Genomic DNA, 18,850 nt, shown 5'->3' with positions numbered 1-18,850 from the left:
TCAAAGGCACTCACCACTTTCCACAAAGATTAGTTTGCGGCTTTCATCGCACGAAGCTCTTTCTTGAGTTCAGCGAGCTCATCGCGTAGGCGAGCAGCAAGCTCAAACTGGAGGTTCTCTGCAGCTTCCATCATTCGAGAACTCAACTGGGCAATAAGATCCTCAAGGTCATTTTGCGCCATATTGGCAAGTTCTTCCCGGCTCCTCGGCACATCCTCTATAGCCTCCGAGGCCATCGCATCTGCGCGAATGTCTGTAGCCGGCCGCTCGCGGCGGTATCCGCCTTCGAGAAGTTCTGCAGTATCAACCTCTTCGCGAGCCAGCATGTCTGTGACGTCCGCGATCTTCTTACGCAGTGGTTTGGGATCAATCCCGTGCTCACGGTTATAGGCCAGCTGGATCTCGCGGCGTCGCTCGGTTTCGTCGATTGCTGCGCGCATCGAATCAGTGATGTTATCGCCATACATGTGCACTTCACCCGAAACGTTACGCGCGGCTCGCCCAATGGTCTGAATGAGCGATCGGGTTGAGCGTAGGAAGCCTTCTTTATCGGCATCCAAAATTGACACCAGTGAAACTTCAGGCAGGTCCAATCCCTCACGAAGCAGATTAATTCCTACCAAAACATCAAAGACTCCAAGGCGAAGTTCACGAAGTAACTCAACGCGCCTTAAGGTGTCGACATCAGAGTGCAGGTATTCGACCTTCACTCCCCTCTCACCCAAGTAGGTTGTCAGATCTTCAGCCATCTTCTTGGTGAGAGTCGTGACCAAAACACGCTCGTCACGTTGAGTACGCTCACGAATTTGTTCGAGCAAGTCATCAACCTGCCCTTGAGTTGGTTTAACAATAACTTGCGGATCCACGAGGCCAGTCGGCCGAATGATCTGTTCGACTACACCGTCAGAACGATCCAGCTCATACTGCCCGGGTGTTGCTGAAAGATAGACAGTTTGACCAATGCGCTGCGTAAACTCATCCCATTTCAGTGGACGATTATCCATTGCCGAAGGGAGGCGGAAACCGTAATCAACCAGAGTGCGCTTACGTGACATATCGCCTTCAAACATCGCTCCAATTTGCGGAACCGTCACGTGGGATTCATCAATCACTAGAACAAAATCATCGGGGAAATAATCGAGCAGCGTATTCGGAGGTGTTCCCGGGCCGCGCCCATCAATATGGCGTGAATAGTTCTCGACTCCGGCACACGTGCCTATTTCCTTAAGCATTTCGAGGTCGTAGGTTGTTCGCATCCGAAGACGCTGAGCTTCAAGCAGTTTTCCTTGGGATTCAAACCACTCGAGGCGTTCTTCGAGCTCTTTCTCGATGGAAGCGATCGCGCGTTTCATTCGTTCTTCGCCAGCAACGTAGTGCGAGGCCGGGAAGAGGTAGATATGATCAACTTCCTCGATGACATTGCCCGTCACGGGATGGAGTACTGCCAAGGAATCGATTTCATCACCGAACATTTCAATCCGGATTGCCAGTTCCTCATACACCGGAATGATCTCAATCGTGTCTCCACGAACCCTAAAAGTTCCGCGGGTAAATCCAATATCGTTTCGCGTGTACTGCATACCGATGAAGGCGCGCAGGAGATCGTCACGCTCAATACACATTCCGCGGCTCAGCTCTATCATCCGCGCAACGTACTCTTCGGGTGTACCCAAACCATAAATGCATGAGACAGAGGAAACAACAACCGTATCTCGACGAGTTAAAAGAGAGTTTGTTGCACTGTGGCGCAGCCTCTCGACTTCATCGTTGATCGACGAGTCCTTTTCAATGAAGGTATCGGTTTGAGGAACGTAGGCTTCAGGCTGGTAGTAGTCGTAATAAGACACGAAGTACTCAACAGCATTATTAGGCAGCAGCTGACGAAACTCCGCTGCCAGCTGCGCTGCCAAAGTTTTATTGGGCTCAAGCACCAAGGCCGGACGTTGAACTTCTTCGATCAGCCAAGCAGTCGTTGCGCTCTTACCGGTTCCTGTCGCACCGAGAAGAACAATGTCTTGTTCACCCGCGCGCAGGCGTTCTGCTAGCTCATGAATCGCCTTCGGTTGGTCACCGGATGGCGTGTATTCAGAAATAACCTCAAAGGGGTGTTCCGCACGAATGATAGGGCTTTGGCTCACCCTTTAACGCTACGTCATTTCACACACGAACGCGCCGTGAACGGGTACTTCAGTAAGTGTCGGTAACTCATTTACCTGAGCCACGCACCTCTTAGGTACACGTTCACGGCGCAAATCGCAGTAAGCGGCTTACTACCAAGGGGATCCTGGCGATTACTCCTTCACACGACGCTGCGAGGCAATCATCGCGACACCGCCAACAGCAAGCAGTCCAGCGAGAACCAACGACCAGAAGGAGCCACCTGTTTGAGCCAAAGCACGTGCAATCGCAGGCTTTTGCTCGTTTGTCTGTGCAGTGGATGCAACAGATGCAGCGTCTCCTACAGTCAAAGTATTACCAACGCTCTCAGCTTCTGTGGCACGATCACGTACCTGGTCCTGTGGATCTTCAGAGATCTGCGATGACGAATCGCTTGGAGCAGAAGACTCCGAAGTGCTCGGGGAAGCCGAAACATCATTACTCGGGATCGAGACAGCACTGGTCGGCTCCGTTGCTACCGGGCTCGGCTCCGTCTCAGTCGAACGACGAACTCGCCTGCGAGAATTGATAGTTGAGTCGGAAGTTGGCTTGGGTGCCTCGGTTGTCGTGGGCGGAGCAACGGGCTGAGGTGCGACAACATTAGTGTTCGGAACCGGTGTTGTTGCAACAGGATCCGGGGTACTTTCAGTTGGTACAACCGGCCGAGGCGCGGCAACTGTTGGTTGCGCTGTCGGTGCTACGGGCGCTTCAGAAGTGGCGCTAGGAACGACCGGTTTTGGTGTAGCAACAGGAACTTTGGGCGTTGAGGCTACAGGAGTCTCAACTGTCGCGCTAGGAGTAACCGGAGAGGGAGCCTGAGTAGTTGCCTCCGGTGTCGGTGCCGGTGTCGTCACTTCGGGTGCACTTGTCGTAGGAGTCGGTTCAGGAACGGTTGTTACCGGCCCCTTCTTCCATACACGCACGTAGTCGACAAGCATGTCAGAGCCATTTCCCTTGTAGGCATCGATGTACTTCGTTGCATCCGTATAGGTTTTATCGCCCTTGTCGGACTCAAGGAACGTGCCACCAACCATCTGGTTCAGGCGCAAGATCATACCGTTTGCGTCATTCACGAAGGGGTTGCTCCCCTTCACCTTGTCATAAGTAACGGTATGCGCCTTACGTCCGTCCAGATAGAAGGTAATCGCCTTACCGTTTTTCTCAACGCCATAGGTGTGGAACTGGCTTTGTGACGAGCCGTCGCCACCCAGCTGTCCCATATGTTGTTCGGTTTTCTGTGGGTTGCCGACGCGAGGTGTATGGACATTGGCCTGGAGGAAGTGTGGATCCCAGCCCTTTGCCTCAACTACGTCAATCTCGCCGTGTGCGGGGAAGCTCGTTGGAGCTGTACCCGTCATCCAGAACGCTGGCCATGATGCGACCGCTGTGGGAAGTTTGATTCGAGCTTCAGCGTAGAAATCGCCGTAGGCAGCCCACTTCACTCCCTTGTTATCGCGAGTTTGAACCATCGCAGAGGTAAATGGAGCCTTGTAAGAATCAGTCTGTCCATTAGAGGTTCGTTTGCATTCGCGGTCAACGGTGACCATGGAATGCGTATTACGATCCCACTTCTGCGTCTTTGGCTCATAACGTGCGGTCAGGTGAAGAACACCACCTGAAACGCTGACATTTTCCTTGGCATCGGAGTATTGCGCCTGAGAGTGAGCATTGGGATCGAAGCAACCTAGTGCCAAACCCCATTTCGAAGTGTCAAGCTCGCTCCCGTTAAATTCATCCTGAAAGGTCAGAGTGTTGTATCCCAGAGCACGCACTTCATCAGGTCCGGGCACTTCATCACCAGCCCACGCAAGCGAGAGACCGCCCAAAGTCATTCCTGCGCCAAGGGTCAGTGCACCAAGAGCGCGCACCGCCCTGTTTCCAACAAAAGTACGCTTCGTCTTCAACTGCGCCATTTATCCTCATCTCTGCGGTAAATGTCGGCTGGCCTGTTCGCTATCCGATGCAGAAGCTCTTTGTTGGCCCCACAAGGAAGACGGCTGTCATTGCCGCAAGCGGCTTTGACAATATCCGACTTCAAGCACCCCAGTCACAACCGGTCTAGTTTCTCGTTCACATCAATATTTACGTATCAAACTGGTTGTTTCTGGATGTTTTCCGGATTATTAATTGAGCGTTACCCGTTGAATTCATGTGAAAGCTGAAGAAATACTGAAGAAGTATGAATAACTACTGCACACATGTCAACCAGCACGAATAGAGCTGCTTGGAAACATTAGCAAGGTCTTCTTGATTTCCGAGGTTCTCAACCCAGATACTTGCTAATTTCCGCCGTTCGTTATCCGAAATTTGCGAGCGTATGCGAGCTCGAGCATCTTCTTCACTCAGACCTCGAGATATTAGCCGATTAACACGCAATTCCTCTGGTGCGCTGACCATAATCACTACATCAAAGAGTGAGGCATCTTCACAGGTCGTCAGAAGTGGGACATCATAGAGCGCACAACCCCCTTGGGGGGCAGATTTCAGTTGTTCCCAAGCAAGAGCTGAAATCGCAGGGTGCGTGAGCAAGTTCAGCAGCGAAGTCGATTCAGGTGAAGAGAAGGCTCTCTGCGCAAGAAGACGCCGGTCAAGTGAGCCATCTGGGAATGCAAGGTCGGCACCAAAGTTAGCCAAGACGGCCTCGTACACGGGGTGGGAAGGCGAAAGAACTTCGCGAGCCAGTTGGTCAGCGTCGACGACAAAGACTCCGAGTCCACGCAACACGTGAGAAATCGTGGACTTTCCCGCGCCGATTCCTCCACTGAGTGCAAGAAAAAGTGCCGGTCCTTGAGTACGCGCCTGCGGTATCGAGCGAAGAAGATAGGCGCTCGCGCCTCCGGATTGAATGACTGTCTTCACATCTGAAGACTAGAACAGTGAACACAGCTTGGCACAACAGGCACGAAGTGAAAGAATCGCGATAGAAAAATTACTTCTACGGCTAGAAGCAGAATAGTGACTAATACAGCAACAACGCAGGCGAAGCGTCCTCAAGGAATGGGACTGCTGATCGCAACCTCCCTCACCTTGTTTTCAATGTTTTTTGGTGCGGGAAACTTGATCTTCCCGCCCATCATGGGCGCCAATTCCGGATCACACTTTAACCCAGCCATGATCGGTTTCCTGATCGGTGGTGTGGCTCTTCCCGTCATTGCGATTGTCGCAATCGCATTGTCAGGAACTGATCTTCGGGATCTTTCTGGACGAGGTGGAAAGGCATTCGGAATCACCTTCTCATGCATGGTCTATCTGTCAATCGGCGCCTTCTACGCACTTCCACGTACGGGTGCTGTTTCCTTCTCGACCGCAATTGCACCGATTATCCATTCGACTTCATTCATGAGCTCGATGATCTTTAATGCATTCTTTTTCGGACTTGCACTGTTTCTTTCGTGGAATCCTCATCAAATCGTCAACCACCTCGGTAAAATCCTGACGCCTATCCTTCTGGTCCTCCTTGTACTTTTGGTTTTCCTGTCGCTGGCAAAACTTCCACCCTCTGATGTCGCTCCCGTCGGACAGTACGTCCACGCGCCATTAACAGCTGGCTTGCTCGACGGTTATATGACCATGGATTCGATTGCTGCACTTGCATTCGGCATCATCGTCGTCGCTTCATTTGACCAAGGAGAAGGGGGAATTAGCGGCGCAAAGCTCATCCGTCGAACCAGCGCGGCAGGCCTTATTGCGGGTATTTTGCTTGGTTTGGTCTACGTCGGTCTAGGTTTGATCGGACACGTAATTCCTGGCGGGCAAGACTACACCGATGGAGCCGCACTCCTTGCCGACGCTTCTCACATAACGATGGGAACAGCTGGACAGCTTGTATTTGGGCTCATCGTGCTTACCGCATGTATGACGACTGCTGTCGGCTTACTCGCCGCAACTTCAGAATTCTTTGAAAGGCTGCTCCCTAAGATCACCTACAAAATGTGGCTTGTCGGCTTCACGATTATCTCCTTCGTGCTCGCATCCGCTGGGCTCTCGACGGTTCTGAAGGTTGCGGTTCCAATCATTACTTTCCTCTACCCCATCGCCATTAGCATCATTTTCATTACGATCCTCACCCATCCCCTTCACTACTCAATGCAGGTTCGCTGGACCTTCCGTCTTGGTGTGTGGGTTGCAAGTATCTGGTCACTTCTCACGACCGTGGTGTCCTTTGGGGTACTGGACTTCGTTGCGCCATTGATGGCTTGGAGTCCTGGTCAAGACCTTCAAATCGGTTGGATATTACCGACCGTCACCGTAGCCTTGATCGGCTTCGTCATCGATCTGGTCTTTTCCAAACGAATCCATGCCTAGCATTTATTGCCTATGACGATGGCCCGTCTCGCAGCAGACGGGCCATCACTCTTAGCCTCGATAAGTGACGGGATGATTGCTTAGACCTAAGAGGCACGTCAGGGTGCAAAATCCAACTTATTCGATATCGACTCCGACCATTTTGTCGGAACACGAATGAGAAAAACCTGAGGCCCCGGTTTTCACCGGGGCCTCAAAACTGACTATGAGCGCTTAGACGACGCTGTGATTCAGTTGTTGGTCAGCTTCTCACGAAGTGCTGCAAGTGCCTCATCGGAGGCGAGGGTGCCTTCGGAGTCGACCGGGGTCGAGTACGAAGCCTGCTCTTCGACTGCGGGAGCTGCTTCGGCGTCCTCTTCAAGGGCCTTTGCAACCTGAGCCTTGTGGGCTTCCCAGCGAGCCTGAGCCTGTGCGTACTGAGCTTCCCAAGCCTCACGCTGAGCTTCGTAGCCTTCCTTCCATTCCTGGGTTTCAGGATCGAAGCCTTCGGGGTACTTGTAGTTGCCCTCTTCGTCGTACTCGGCAGCCATACCGTAGAGCGAAGGATCGAACTCTTCAGAGTTGGGATCAACACGCTCGTTAGCCTGCTTCAGGGACAGCGAGATACGACGACGCTCGAGGTCGATATCGATGACCTTGACGAAGACCTCGTCGCCAACCTTGACGACCTGCTCGGGCAGCTCGACGTGACGCTGAGCAAGTTCGGAGATGTGAACCAGGCCTTCAATTCCGTCTTCAACACGCACGAACGCGCCGAAGGGAACGAGTTTGGTGACCTTACCGGGCACGACCTGGCCAATGGCGTGGGTACGTGCGAAGGTCTGCCACGGATCTTCCTGGGTCGCCTTCAGCGACAGCGACACGCGCTCGCGGTCCATGTCGACATCCAGCACCTCGACGGTGACTTCCTGGCCAACCTCGACGACCTCTGAGGGGTGGTCGATGTGCTTCCAAGACAGCTCGGAGACGTGAACCAGGCCGTCGACCCCACCGAGGTCAACGAAGGCACCGAAGTTAACGATGGAGGACACGACACCGCTGCGAACCTGGCCCTTCTGGAGGGTGTGCAGGAAGTTGGTGCGAACCTCGGACTGAGTCTGTTCAAGCCATGCGCGGCGGGACAGAACAACGTTGTTACGGTTCTTATCCAGCTCAATGATCTTGGCTTCAATCTCACGACCAATGTAAGGAGCAAGATCGCGAACGCGACGCATCTCAACGAGGGATGCAGGAAGGAAGCCACGCAGACCGATATCCAAGATCAGGCCGCCCTTGACGACCTCGATGACGGTACCGGTAACAACGCCGTCTTCTTCCTTGACCTTCTCGATCTGTCCCCATGCGCGCTCGTACTGTGCACGCTTCTTGGACAGGAGCAGGCGACCTTCCTTGTCCTCCTTCTGGAGAACCAGGGCCTCGATCTGATCACCAACGGCAACCACATCATCCGGGTTGACATCGTGCTTGATGGAAAGCTCGCGAGAGAGGATGACACCCTCGGTCTTGTAGCCAATGTCAAGAAGGACCTCATCGTGGTCAACCTTGACGACAGTGCCCTCGACGATGTCGCCATCGTTGAAGTACTTGATGGTCTCGTCAATAGCGGCGAGCAGGTCCTCACGGGACCCAATGTCGTTCACTGCAACCTGGGGTGTAGAAACTGCCGGCTGCGAGTTGGTGCTGGTCATGTAGTTGTGTTCTCCGAAACGGACGTATTACTAGATATGGACAATTGCGGCTGCACAGTGCAAATGGCTATTGCACGTAGCAGTACCTTGAGCATTCTAACAGAATAGGGCTAAAAGTCCACCTCTCCTAGTGCGCAGCATCCTTCCATGTCTTACCAACACCAATCGCGACTTCTAGCGGCACCCTCAACTTCATCACGCCTTCCATTCCATCATGGACAAGTTGACGAAGTTGTTCTTCCTCACTTGGGGCAATCTCAAACAGTAATTCGTCATGGATTTGAACGAGCATCCTCGATGAAAGATCACTGTGGTCAAGACGATTTTGGACATCGAGCATCGCCATTTTGACGATGTCCGCCGCACTTCCTTGGATTGGAGCATTCAATGCTGCACGTTCAGCCATTTCACGGCGCGTCCTATTTGCCGAGTGAAGATCAGGCAGATATCTCCGACGTCCGCAGATAGTCTGAGTCCATCCATCCTTACGCGCTTGATCAACAAGGCTTTCAAGGTAGTCAAGAACTCCGCCGAAACGCTCGAAATAGCGATCACGCAAAGCCGAGGCCTCGTGAACCGGAATCTGCAGCTGCGCTGAAAGACCATAAGCTGACAGGCCATAGGCCAAACCGTATGAAGTTGCCTTAATACGCGAGCGTTCTTCTGAGGTCACATCTGCCGGATCTACACCGAAGACCATGGCTGCCATGGTGCGGTGAAGGTCCTCCCCAGAATTAAAGGCCTCGATCAGGCCTTGATCCTGCGATAGATGCGCCATGATGCGCATTTCGATCTGCGAGTAATCAGCGCTCATCAGGTCAACATAGGGCCGCTTCGCGACAAAACCAGCGCGGATACGCAAGCCATCAGCAGAACGCGCCGGAATGTTCTGTAGGTTTGGGTCCGAAGAGGCAAGACGTCCCGTAGCAGCTGCAGTCTGAGAGAAAGTGGTGTGTATGCGTTGGTCATCCCCAATGCATGCGTTGAGTCCATCAACCATCTGCTTGAGCTTAATCCGGTCACGGTGTACCAGAAGATGGCGCAGAAATTCATTCCCCGTACGCTCAAACAGATCCGTCAATGCTTCAGCATTAGTCGTGTATCCGGTCTTTGTCTTCTTTGTTTTTGGCAGGTCGAGCTCATCAAAGAGAACCGTCTGAAGTTGTTTAGGAGATGAGAGGTTTACTTCATGTCCCAAGACCTCCCATGCGCTGCGTTGTGCAGACTCAACATCTGAGGCCAACTCGTACGAGAGCGAGCGGAGGAATTCCTCATCAACACCGATTCCATATTGTTCCATCTGCGCTAACAGTCGAGCGATTGGCTGTTCCAGTTGTTCAAGGAGACGAGCTTGCTCGCTCTCTTCCAACTTCGAGATAAGGATCGCAGCAAGCGGGTGCATACGCCCTGCAGCCACTCCAAGTTCGTGTGCTCGCTCCTCAGTAATCCCCATGTCAAAGAGCGTTGTCTCACTCTTCTTCTCTTCTTCATCAATACCCAAGTAACGAGAGAACAACTGGGAAAGCTTGTAACCACGGTGCTCAGAATTCACTAAATATGCAGCGAGAAGAAGGTCGCAGTAAGGATTTCCAAGTTCCCACCCCCGCGCTCGCAACGCATGGATGCTGCCTTTGAAGTCGTAGACAATGAGCCCATCTTCTGAAATAAGCGATGTGAGTTGAGCATCCTGCTGAGCTGTAAGCAGTGTCGGATCAATGACAAGCGCCTCATCAGCAGTAGCAAAAGTAAGGGTGTTTACCTCCGCGCCATTAACTTTTAGTACACCGTCAACAAAGAGGGACAGGCTCCCAGGATGGTCCTGACGCCACTGACTGAGCTTGGTCCGATCATCTGCAACCGTCACTGATACTTCGCGCACCGCAACTTCAGATTGAGAAACACTCTGTTCCTCGCTTTGCTCCACTTTCCCAAGGCCGATACTGGCGACTGTAAGGATCTTAGAGCGGAGCGAACGAAATTCCAGCGCATCACAGAGAGCCGCAAGCGACTGCCGATCTGTCACGTTACGACGCAAATCGTCCAATTCACATTCGAGATCCATATCGGTCAGAAGGTGATTGAGTCGGCGGTTTCGACGAACATCTTCGACGTGCTCACGAAGGGCCTCTCCCCGCTTTCCTGTCACTTGATCAGCATTCTCTAAGAGATTATCGAGGCCATCGAAGCGGTTAACCCATTGAGCCGCAGTCTTGGGGCCAACCCCCGGGACGCCCGGAAGATTGTCCGAGGCCTCGCCGACCAAAGCAGCAATTTCTGGGTATCGGTACGGAGGAACACCATATTTATCCTCAATACGCTCCGGAGTCATCTCACGAAGATCCCCCGGGGTTAATCCGGGATAAAGCACTGTGACAGTATCGGTAACTGTCTGGAAGCTATCCCGGTCTCCGGAAACGACGAAAACGCGCATGTCTGCCTGCGCGCCTCGATGAGCCAGAGTTGCAAGAAAATCGTCCGCTTCGAAGCCCTCGCGAGAGAGCGAGCGAATACCCATTGCACTGAGAAGATCCCTGATTAGCTCAATCTGTCCTTTGAACTCCTCGGGGGTTGCATCACGAGTTCCCTTATATTCGGGATATTCCTCAGTCCTGAAGGAATGCCGGGAAACATCAAAGGCGACCGCAACATGGCTCGGTTGGTATTTCTCGAGAATCTTAATCAGCATCGAGGCGAAGCCATATACCGCATTCGTATGCTGTCCTTGCGCAGTCACAAATTTCTCTACCGGTAGGGCATAGAATGCACGAAAGGCCATTGAATGACCATCGATAACAAGCAGGGTCTCCTTCATAGAAGACACACTACGGCGAGAGGGCACGATGCACACCTCGAATGGCGAAATTGGTCTGCCTAAAAGCTGGCAAGACACACTGATGAATCGGATGGGCATGCGTATTCTTTCGCAGAGCCCGGAGCGCACCGTTATCGAGATGCCAATTTCTGGTAACACCCAGCCCCAGGGCCTTCTTCATGGTGGTGCCAGTGCGGCCTTGGCTGAAACCGCCGCTTCACATTCTGCGATTCTCCACGCCCACAGGCTTATGGGAGACAATGCAGTTGCAGTTGGCGTCGAACTCAATATTTCTCATTTAAAAGCTGGCCGAGGATCATTGATCCGAGCGACGGCTGAGGCACTCCATCTCGGACGAAGCTCAACAGTTCATACAGTCCGTATTACGGACGAAGATCAGCAACTCATCGCCGTTGCGCACGTATCCAACCGGATTCTCAACAAGTAAAAAGGGCGCGGGTAATACCCGCGCCCACTCGTCGATCGAAAGTTCTTAACCTTCAACCTGGTTAATAACCGCGTCTGCAACTTCACGCATGGACAGGCGACGGTCCATCGAGGTCTTTTGGATCCAACGGAACGCATCGGGTTCCGTCATTCCCATGTTCTTCATGAGAAGGCCCTTAGCACGGTCAACACGCTTACGGGTTTCAAAACGATCAGCTAGGTCGGCAACCTCTTCTTCAAGGGATTCAATCTCTTGATGACGGGAAAGCGCAATCTCCACAGCTGGGATCAGATCGGCTGGCGTAAAGGGCTTTACGACATACGCCATTGCTCCAGCATCACGAGCACGCTCAACTAGTTCTGTCTGACTGAAGGCAGTGAGCATGACAACCGCACAAGAAAGCTCCGCAAGGATCTTCTCCGCAGCAGTGATGCCATCCATCTTCGGCATCTTGACGTCCATAACACAAAGGTCAGGCTCCAACTCAAGGGCAAGCTTTACGGCTTCTTCACCGTTCGAAGCTTCACCAACAATTTCAAAGCCTGCACCGCTTAGCGTCTCAACGATATCCAGGCGGATTAATCCTTCATCCTCCGCAACAAGCACCCGTCGCGGCTCAGTAGCTTCTTCACTCATGTCGTCTTCCTTGTCCGATAGTTTGTCACAAGCGCTGGTTATATCTTATCCTTATTAGCGCACTTGTGTGCTGCCCCGATAGCCCAACTGGCAGAGGCGGTCGGCTCAAACCCGGCTTGTTGTGGGTTCGAATCCCACTCGGGGTACCAGGACGTCTAGATCTGACACTTTGCGGCTTAAAAGTTTCCAAAACTTTTAAGCCGCTTTTTCTTTGAGCTTATGCCGTTTTACACTGTGGAAATTGCAACAAAATAGACAGTTTATGAATCAACTCCGCCAACCAACATGGTTGACGGAGTTGCTTTAGAGAGACAAATCACATCTCAGGCAGCGGGGATAAGTTCCAAACCCAAGAAGCGTGCAGCTCGATCACGCATTTCAGGATGCGCCAAATTATCGAGCGCCTCTTGAATTCGCTGATCGTTCCAGTCTGAATACCAGGGGCGAACGGCATCGCTGAGTTGAGCCACTGGCAGATTCAGAGCTTGCTGGCGACCGTAAGCCGCACGGACCGAGATTTTCGTATTGAGTTGATTCATTTCTTCCTCCTCTTCATTCTTCATCTGTATCTACGGATATGCGCTCAAGGTGCGCAGGCAACCGCATGTAGATACGTTCAAGGCAAAAGCCTTATATGTCATCCAACGTGGATGAACAGATAGGTATTCCACAATGATCAGAATGTGTCTAATTATCCTGCCCCATGAGGCCGTACTCGATCATTCGCACATAGGCTTTACGACCATCTTCTGTTAGATGCTGTCCATCATCATAGAAATAGTCATCATGCCCCTCACTGAACTTATACCAATCGAGAATACCGACCTGGGGATACTTCTCAGCAAGCTTGTACATCAACGCATTATTCTCATCCTGGAAAGGATGGGGTGCTCGCACGGTAACGAAGAAGATTGGTCTCTCCCCCGCCGCCTCGATGAGCGGGACCGCAGACTCCACAGAGGTGATCGGCCCATTGCCACCAAGTGCAACAATCACCGGCATGCCATCGTGGCCTTGTGCGAGATCCTCACGATAAACTGCTATCCCCTTCTCAAAGGAGCGCCCAACCTCCGTGTCGGTAAAGGAATCGGGAAATACCGCCGGAATCCAGTAATAACTTGCACCTTCCGCTACAGAATCTCCAATTAGCACAAAGGGAACAGAACATGTGCCATGTTCATCTGAGCACTGCCATTGCGAGGGATCATAGTTATCGGGAATAACCGCGGCCTGCGGCTCGATAGCCTTGCCATTCTTCTCATGGAAACGAGGCTGCGTTGGCATTGGGGTCGTCGACGTTTCCGTTTGAGCAGTAGAAGGCTCAGCTTGCGGGGCAGAGGGAGTCGGCGAAGCAAGAGTTGACGAAACTTTCTTCGACCCAGACTCTAAAACATGACTGGGAACGCAAGCGGTCACGAGGCTCAAGGTTAAGCTGCCGACGAGTAGCGACGCACACGCTCGCACACGACGGCTCTCTTGCTTTCCTCCTCGAAGTGCTCGCCAGGTCTGTACGCTCGCCCAAGATGGCGCCTTCTCAACAAAGCGATAGGCGGCCTCGACAACGCAGAGGAAAAGTGTAAGTTCGAGAGCCCATCCCCACCAAGGAAGTGCAGAGGTTCTGCGTGCAGGGTTCATCAGAAGGATCAGAGGGTAGTGCCAGATATAGGCGCTCATCGAACGTGAAGCAATCAGCTGAATCGGGCGAAATGAGAGTAGGCGAGAGAAAGCCCCGGGAACCATCGCACCGCAGATTAACAACGCGCTCACCAAGGCCGAGAAGAAGAAACCGCCACGATAGAGCCACGTCATATAGCCGCGTGCGTAAATGGATACGAGGACAAGGAAACCTAAACCAAGCCACGACGAAAGCGAAAGAAGAGTGCGCACGCGAGGAGACGCATTCACAACATAAGAATCAACGAAAGCAAGTGCCATACCAACTAAAAGCTCAGCCAGACGCGTATCAAGACCGTAGTAGACACGAGAAGAATCGGTCCCAGGCACAAAGAGAAGCGCCATTTCAACGGCAGAAAGACATGCCAAGACGATAAGGGCGATAGATGCATGGAGACGCGAGCGGAAAAGCTCTTTGAGCAGTAAGACAATTACGGGAGCCAGCAGGTAAAACTGCATGATCACAGCGACAAACCAAAGATGAGTTAAAGGTGACGGTAATCCTGCCTGCGCAAAATACGGAACTTGCCGGAAGATGTAAAACCAGTTTGAGAAAAACGCAAGTGCCGGAATGGCATCGTCATGCATCTTCACAAGTAAGGAAGGAGAAAACACAAATGACGCAATGGCTGAAAAAGCAGTAACAACCACCATTGATGGCCATAGGCGGGAGAAGCGTCGAATAAGGTAACGGCCGAGCGCAATCTCATGTTCAACGTCCAACTCGCGAAGAAGCGAACGGGTGACTAGGAAGCCAGAAATCACAAAGAACAATGTGACCCCGATGAAACCTCCGGGAGCAGGCGAGCTCGGCCGGATATGGTAAAGAATTACCGCAATGATTCCCAGTGCCCTAAGGCCATTGACACCGGTCAGATAAGAAGTATTCTTCTGTACGGTTTCACTCGCGATATTGGTATCACTCTTGTCGTGAGATAACCGTGGCACCGTTGTCATGGCTCAATAAACTCCTCAGAGTACGAGGGTGGGTAGACCTCCCGGCCTGCCCACCCTCAGATCTACAGATACTAAGCGTCGCTACGCGATCCACCGATAGCGTAGTCGACCTCGTCTCCCAAGCGATGGACGCGCAGGAGATTGGAAGAACCGGGAGTCCCCGGCGGCATACCAGCAACGATCACCATTTCATCGCCGACCTCTGCAAGACGTGCGGATTGGGCAACCTGATCTACCTGCCAGACCATATCGTCTGTGTGTCTCACCTCAGGAACGCGATAAGCGTGGATACCCCAAGACAATGCGAGCTGTCGACGGGTGGATTCCAAGGGAGTAAAGGCAAGCATCGGGATAGGTGTGCGCAGGCGAGAAAGCAGACGCGCAGAGGTTCCCGATTGAGTGAAAGTCACAAGATAACGGGCATCCAGCTTCTCAGCAATGATCGCGGCAGCACCGCAGATTGCGGAGGCGCGATCAAGCTCGATAGGCGTCATAGGTGCAATGCGCTCTCCGCCATTTTCCTCTGTTGCCTCGATAATACGAGCCATGGTTCGTACTGCTTCGATCGGATAAGCACCAACTGAAGTTTCACCAGAAAGCATAACCGCGTCTGCACCATCAAGAATCGCGTTTGCACAGTCAGATGCTTCTGCACGGGTCGGTCGAGGATTCTTAATCATCGAGTCCATAACCTGCGTCGCGACGATCACGGGCTTAGCGGCACGGCGTGCCAACTCAATTGCGCGCTTTTGAACCAGCGGAACGTCTTCAAGCGGCATTTCCACACCGAGGTCGCCGCGCGCGACCATAATTCCGTCAAAGGCATCGACGATCTCAGAAAGAGCGTCTACAGCCTGAGGCTTTTCAATCTTAGCAATGACCGGAAGGCGCTTCCCGCACTCATCCATAATTGCATGAACAGAATCGATATCAGACGCAGACCGGACGAAAGACAAAGCAATGAAGTCCGCGTCGATCTTGATACCCCAACGTAGGTCTTCTTCATCCTTCGCACTCATCGCCGGAACCGAAACGGCGACACCCGGAAGATTCAAGCCCTTGTGGTCAGAAACATAACCGGGAACCTCCACGCGAGTAACGACATCTGTATCAGTCACCTCGACAACTCGAACTGCAACGTTACCGTCGTCAATCAGCAGGCGATCGCCGGGAGCACAGTCACCAGGCAGCCCCTTAAAGGTTGTCCCAACGAGTTCTTTGGTTCCAGGAACATCGCGGATAGTGATGGTGAAAGTATCGCCAATTTCGAGATACTGAGGTCCCTCTTCGAAAGTTTCAAGACGAATCTTGGGCCCCTGAAGGTCAACAAGAACGGCGACGCCTCGGCCTGAATTCTGTGCAGCTCGGCGAACGCGCTCAACGACTTCCTCATGCTCTTCAGCGGTACCGTGGGAACGGTTAATACGGGCGACATCCATGCCGGCATCAACCAGAGCCTGGATCTGTTCAGCAGAGGCTGTCGCGGGTCCAATAGTGCATACAATCTTTGCTCGACGCATGTCTCTATCCTAACGTGCCTCGGCCTCTTCGACAGGGCGACTTTCCGGTGATATAGGACTATCGCCCTTATCTCCATCGGTCTTCTCAGTAGCCGAATCTTCATCCTGGTGATCAGTTGGATGAGAAGTCGCGGGCAGTTCGACGGGATCAACTCGAGTAGAAGCAGAGCGTCGCCCCGCGATGATAAAAGTCATCAAACCCAGCAAAAAGACAACAATCGAAGTCCATACATTAATGCGTAGTCCCAGGAAATGATGGGCATCATCAATGCGCAGCATCTCAATCCACACTCGACCAAGCGTGTAAACCATGATGTACGAAGCAAAGAGCTGACCCGACTTCACCTTGATTTGACGATCGATCAACAGTAGAACTGCTACCCCAGCTAGATTCCATAGGCATTCATAAAGGAAGGTCGGGTGAAACAGGGTTCCTGGAGCATAACCCGAGGGAAGATGCGCATTGTCAATGCTCAGTCCCCACGGAAGAGTCGTCGGTGCTCCGAAGAGTTCTTGATTGAACCAATTCCCCCAGCGACCAAGCGCCTGCGCAGCCAGAAGGGGAACAGCAAGGGAATCTGCAATCGGGCCCAAGCGCTGGCCTCGGTGACGAACAAGCAACCAAGCAGCGAGTGCCCCGCCTGCGACCGCGCCCCAAATTCCCAAGCCGCCATTCCAGATCGCGAAAGCCATGAGCGGTTTTCCGCCCCGGCCGAAATATGCATCTGGTGAAGTGATCACGTGATAAACACGAGCGCCAAGAATGCCAGCCGGAACCGCCCACAGTGCCACATCATAAAAAAGGTCCGGGTCTCCCCCGCGTTTCTGGTAACGCCGAGCGGACCAATATACGGAAATCAGAATCGCACAGGCGATGATCAAGCCATAAGCGCGAATTGGAATCGGACCCAGATACCATACACCGTTACTCGGTGACGGCAAAGCAAGAGCGCGCATGAAAACTAGTCCTCGTGAATAACAACTATTTCCTCCTACCTTAGTAGATTATTCACGGCGAGTATCACTCCAGCTTCCATCACTACCACGATGTGCCTCACGAATACGCATCCGCCGATCAGCAAGCAGCGAAGGATGATGCCCCGCACTCACCATTTCAGCAACCAGCTCTTCAGGATTATCACTGCGCATAAGTGCTTCACCGACAAGAACTGCATCCGCTCCCGCTCTCGCGTATTCAAATACATCTTTCGGGCCACGGACACCAGATTCCGCAATAGCCAACACTCCTGTTGGAACCACATCAATCACTTCATCGATGACGTGACGATCAACGCATCCTGTTGCGAGATCGCGCGCGTTAACACCAATCATCAGCGCTCCTGCGTCAAGCGCCCTCAAGGCATCAAGACGCGAGTGTGTCTCGACGAGGACGCCCATACCAAGAGACTGAGCGCGTTCAAGAAGACCATTGAGTGCCGCTTCCGAAAGAAACTGGGCAATAAGAAGCACTACGTCAGCTCCATTACGGCGTGCTTCAAAAAGCTGATACGCCGACAAGATGATGTCTTTACAGAGGATCGGAGAGGTTGTCACCGCCTTTACCCGAGCGAGGTCTGAATACTGTCCGCGAAAGTAAGAAGATTCAGTGACGACGGAAAGCATAGCCGCTCCCCCACGCTCAAACGCCTGTGCGAGCGGTGAAGGATCAGCAATCGTGGAATACACCCCCCATGGTGATGCACGTTTAATCTCGGCAATCACTGCTGTTGCACCATCAGAGCGGAGGAACTCCTCAGGATGCCGTAGAGGATCAGGAATGTTCTCACATTCCCGTTTTAAATCATCCAAGCTGAGGTGTTCTTCGCGTACGGCACGCTGACGCTGTGTGTTTGCGATGACCTCATCAAGTTTGAGCACCGCCACCTCCTCGTGTGAACTCTCAATCTGATGCTAGTCCTCATTGAGAAAAAGAGGTAATTACACACATTTAGCTAAATGCCAATATGAAACAACAATGAAAGATCGGTGGAAACATCACGCCACAGAAGGAAGCTCAAAAGAGTGGAACCGATCATCCAGGGGCCAAAAGCAATCCGAGAACGTGTGCCAGCTTGGCCGCTAACGATTTTCCACAGCGCTGCGCAGGCGGCTGAGACAATCGAGAACAAGAGCCCAAAGAGTGCAGCATGCCAACCAAGAAGCCCAAGCAGTGAACCTAGGATCGGCGCAAGCCTAAGATCCCCCTTACCAAAGCCGCCTTTAGGAAGCGTGCCCAGCCATAAAGGCAAGGTCCAAATTAACGTCCCAAAAACTACCTGCGCAACAAGTAGATAAGGCTGCGGGTGAAAGTAGATAGTCACTCCGATGCCGCTCAATACACCACAGGCAAGCGCAAGAACGTACGGAGTGGGGAGTCTATGCGTGCGCGCATCAATATAGCCAAGCAAAGTGCCCATCATTGTCAGTGACACTACAGCAGGTGAAGCGGGTCGCGCCTGAGCCCCCACAAGCACGACTGCTCCCACAAGCACAGCTGCCCACACAACACCATTTCGTTTCAGCGGAGTAAGTGACGCCTCGACAAAGTACCGGCGTTGGATTGCCCACCCAGACAGACTAAGCCACACTGCATACGTAATCCAGACAATGACAGAAAGAAACAGGTTCCACTCTGCCACACCTAAGGACTTGT

The 18,850-nt window shown here is 52.6% G+C and carries 14 protein-coding genes and 1 tRNA gene; 3 read left to right on the top strand and 12 right to left on the bottom strand.

Annotated elements, in window-relative coordinates:
* Window positions 1-29: 29 nt before the first annotated feature.
* The 3 genes from uvrB to coaE form a co-directional block, all read right to left on the bottom strand.
* Window positions 30-2,138, bottom strand: coding sequence for an excinuclease ABC subunit UvrB (uvrB, locus tag KHW85_RS06240; RefSeq protein ID WP_291459213.1), 2,109 nt, complete (start codon window positions 2,136-2,138; stop codon window positions 30-32).
* Between the two features lie 153 nt (window positions 2,139-2,291).
* Window positions 2,292-4,070 (bottom strand): family 16 glycosylhydrolase, encoded by a 1,779-nt coding sequence (locus KHW85_RS06235; RefSeq protein WP_291459212.1) that lies wholly within the window; start codon window positions 4,068-4,070, stop codon window positions 2,292-2,294.
* A 274-nt stretch (window positions 4,071-4,344) separates the two neighbouring features.
* On the bottom strand, window positions 4,345-5,016 hold the full coding sequence (gene coaE, locus KHW85_RS06230; RefSeq protein ID WP_291459211.1) for a dephospho-CoA kinase: 672 nt from the start codon (window positions 5,014-5,016) through the stop codon (window positions 4,345-4,347).
* 138 nt (window positions 5,017-5,154) lie between these two features.
* Between coaE and brnQ the strand changes: the two genes are divergently transcribed.
* Window positions 5,155-6,462: a branched-chain amino acid transport system II carrier protein gene (gene brnQ / locus KHW85_RS06225; protein WP_291459232.1), complete on the top strand. Its 1,308-nt coding sequence runs from the start codon at window positions 5,155-5,157 to the stop codon at window positions 6,460-6,462.
* Window positions 6,463-6,692: 230 nt separating this feature from the next.
* On the opposite strand, the gene rpsA is transcribed toward brnQ, so the two are convergent.
* Window positions 6,693-8,150: a 30S ribosomal protein S1 gene (gene rpsA, locus KHW85_RS06220; RefSeq protein WP_291459210.1), complete on the bottom strand. Its 1,458-nt coding sequence runs from the start codon at window positions 8,148-8,150 to the stop codon at window positions 6,693-6,695.
* A gap of 127 nt (window positions 8,151-8,277) precedes the next feature.
* Window positions 8,278-10,962 (bottom strand): DNA polymerase I, encoded by a 2,685-nt coding sequence (gene polA / locus KHW85_RS06215; RefSeq protein ID WP_291459209.1) that lies wholly within the window; start codon window positions 10,960-10,962, stop codon window positions 8,278-8,280.
* 28 nt (window positions 10,963-10,990) lie between these two features.
* Between polA and KHW85_RS06210 the strand changes: the two genes are divergently transcribed.
* The gene (locus KHW85_RS06210; RefSeq protein ID WP_291459208.1) at window positions 10,991-11,410 is read left to right on the top strand and encodes a PaaI family thioesterase; all 420 of its coding nucleotides are present in this window, start codon (window positions 10,991-10,993) and stop codon (window positions 11,408-11,410) included.
* Window positions 11,411-11,455: 45 nt separating this feature from the next.
* On the opposite strand, the gene KHW85_RS06205 is transcribed toward KHW85_RS06210, so the two are convergent.
* Window positions 11,456-12,046, bottom strand: a complete 591-nt coding sequence (locus KHW85_RS06205) for a response regulator (protein WP_009409463.1) — start codon at window positions 12,044-12,046, stop codon at window positions 11,456-11,458.
* A gap of 72 nt (window positions 12,047-12,118) precedes the next feature.
* Here KHW85_RS06205 and KHW85_RS06200 point away from each other — a divergent pair.
* Window positions 12,119-12,195 (top strand) — tRNA-Leu (locus KHW85_RS06200).
* A 174-nt stretch (window positions 12,196-12,369) separates the two neighbouring features.
* Here KHW85_RS06200 and KHW85_RS06195 read toward each other — a convergent pair.
* The 6 genes from KHW85_RS06195 to KHW85_RS06170 all read right to left on the bottom strand — a co-directional run bounded on the left by KHW85_RS06195 (window position 12,370) and on the right by KHW85_RS06170 (window position 18,836).
* On the bottom strand, window positions 12,370-12,585 hold the full coding sequence (locus KHW85_RS06195) for a hypothetical protein (RefSeq protein WP_291459207.1): 216 nt from the start codon (window positions 12,583-12,585) through the stop codon (window positions 12,370-12,372).
* A gap of 148 nt (window positions 12,586-12,733) precedes the next feature.
* On the bottom strand, window positions 12,734-14,677 hold the full coding sequence (locus tag KHW85_RS06190) for an acyltransferase family protein (protein WP_291459206.1): 1,944 nt from the start codon (window positions 14,675-14,677) through the stop codon (window positions 12,734-12,736).
* Between the two features lie 71 nt (window positions 14,678-14,748).
* Complete coding sequence (pyk, locus tag KHW85_RS06185; RefSeq protein WP_291459205.1) at window positions 14,749-16,197, bottom strand: pyruvate kinase; 1,449 nt, start codon at window positions 16,195-16,197, stop codon at window positions 14,749-14,751.
* 9 nt (window positions 16,198-16,206) lie between these two features.
* On the bottom strand, window positions 16,207-17,154 hold the full coding sequence (lgt, locus tag KHW85_RS06180) for a prolipoprotein diacylglyceryl transferase (protein ID WP_291459204.1): 948 nt from the start codon (window positions 17,152-17,154) through the stop codon (window positions 16,207-16,209).
* 48 nt (window positions 17,155-17,202) lie between these two features.
* The gene (locus KHW85_RS06175; protein ID WP_291459203.1) at window positions 17,203-18,075 is read right to left on the bottom strand and encodes an indole-3-glycerol phosphate synthase TrpC; all 873 of its coding nucleotides are present in this window, start codon (window positions 18,073-18,075) and stop codon (window positions 17,203-17,205) included.
* Between the two features lie 74 nt (window positions 18,076-18,149).
* Window positions 18,150-18,836: a prepilin peptidase gene (locus KHW85_RS06170; protein ID WP_291459202.1), complete on the bottom strand. Its 687-nt coding sequence runs from the start codon at window positions 18,834-18,836 to the stop codon at window positions 18,150-18,152.
* Window positions 18,837-18,850 lie beyond the last annotated feature (14 nt).

This window comes from Actinomyces sp. oral taxon 181 (assembly GCF_018370895.1).
Lineage (GTDB): Bacteria > Actinomycetota > Actinomycetes > Actinomycetales > Actinomycetaceae > Pauljensenia.
This window is presented reverse-complemented; position numbering and strand designations above follow the sequence as displayed.

Coding starts and splice junctions, on each gene's coding strand:
- KHW85_RS06235 (WP_291459212.1), bottom strand. CDS start 4,070: ATGGCGCAGTTGAAGACGAAGCGTACTTTTGTTGGAAACAGGGCGGTG.
- brnQ (WP_291459232.1), top strand. CDS start 5,155: ATGGGACTGCTGATCGCAACCTCCCTCACCTTGTTTTCAATGTTTTTT.
- rpsA (WP_291459210.1), bottom strand. CDS start 8,150: ATGACCAGCACCAACTCGCAGCCGGCAGTTTCTACACCCCAGGTTGCA.
- polA (WP_291459209.1), bottom strand. CDS start 10,962: ATGAAGGAGACCCTGCTTGTTATCGATGGTCATTCAATGGCCTTTCGT.
- KHW85_RS06210 (WP_291459208.1), top strand. CDS start 10,991: ATGCACACCTCGAATGGCGAAATTGGTCTGCCTAAAAGCTGGCAAGAC.
- KHW85_RS06205 (WP_009409463.1), bottom strand. CDS start 12,046: ATGAGTGAAGAAGCTACTGAGCCGCGACGGGTGCTTGTTGCGGAGGAT.
- KHW85_RS06195 (WP_291459207.1), bottom strand. CDS start 12,585: ATGAATCAACTCAATACGAAAATCTCGGTCCGTGCGGCTTACGGTCGC.
- KHW85_RS06190 (WP_291459206.1), bottom strand. CDS start 14,677: ATGACAACGGTGCCACGGTTATCTCACGACAAGAGTGATACCAATATC.
- pyk (WP_291459205.1), bottom strand. CDS start 16,197: ATGCGTCGAGCAAAGATTGTATGCACTATTGGACCCGCGACAGCCTCT.
- lgt (WP_291459204.1), bottom strand. CDS start 17,154: ATGCGCGCTCTTGCTTTGCCGTCACCGAGTAACGGTGTATGGTATCTG.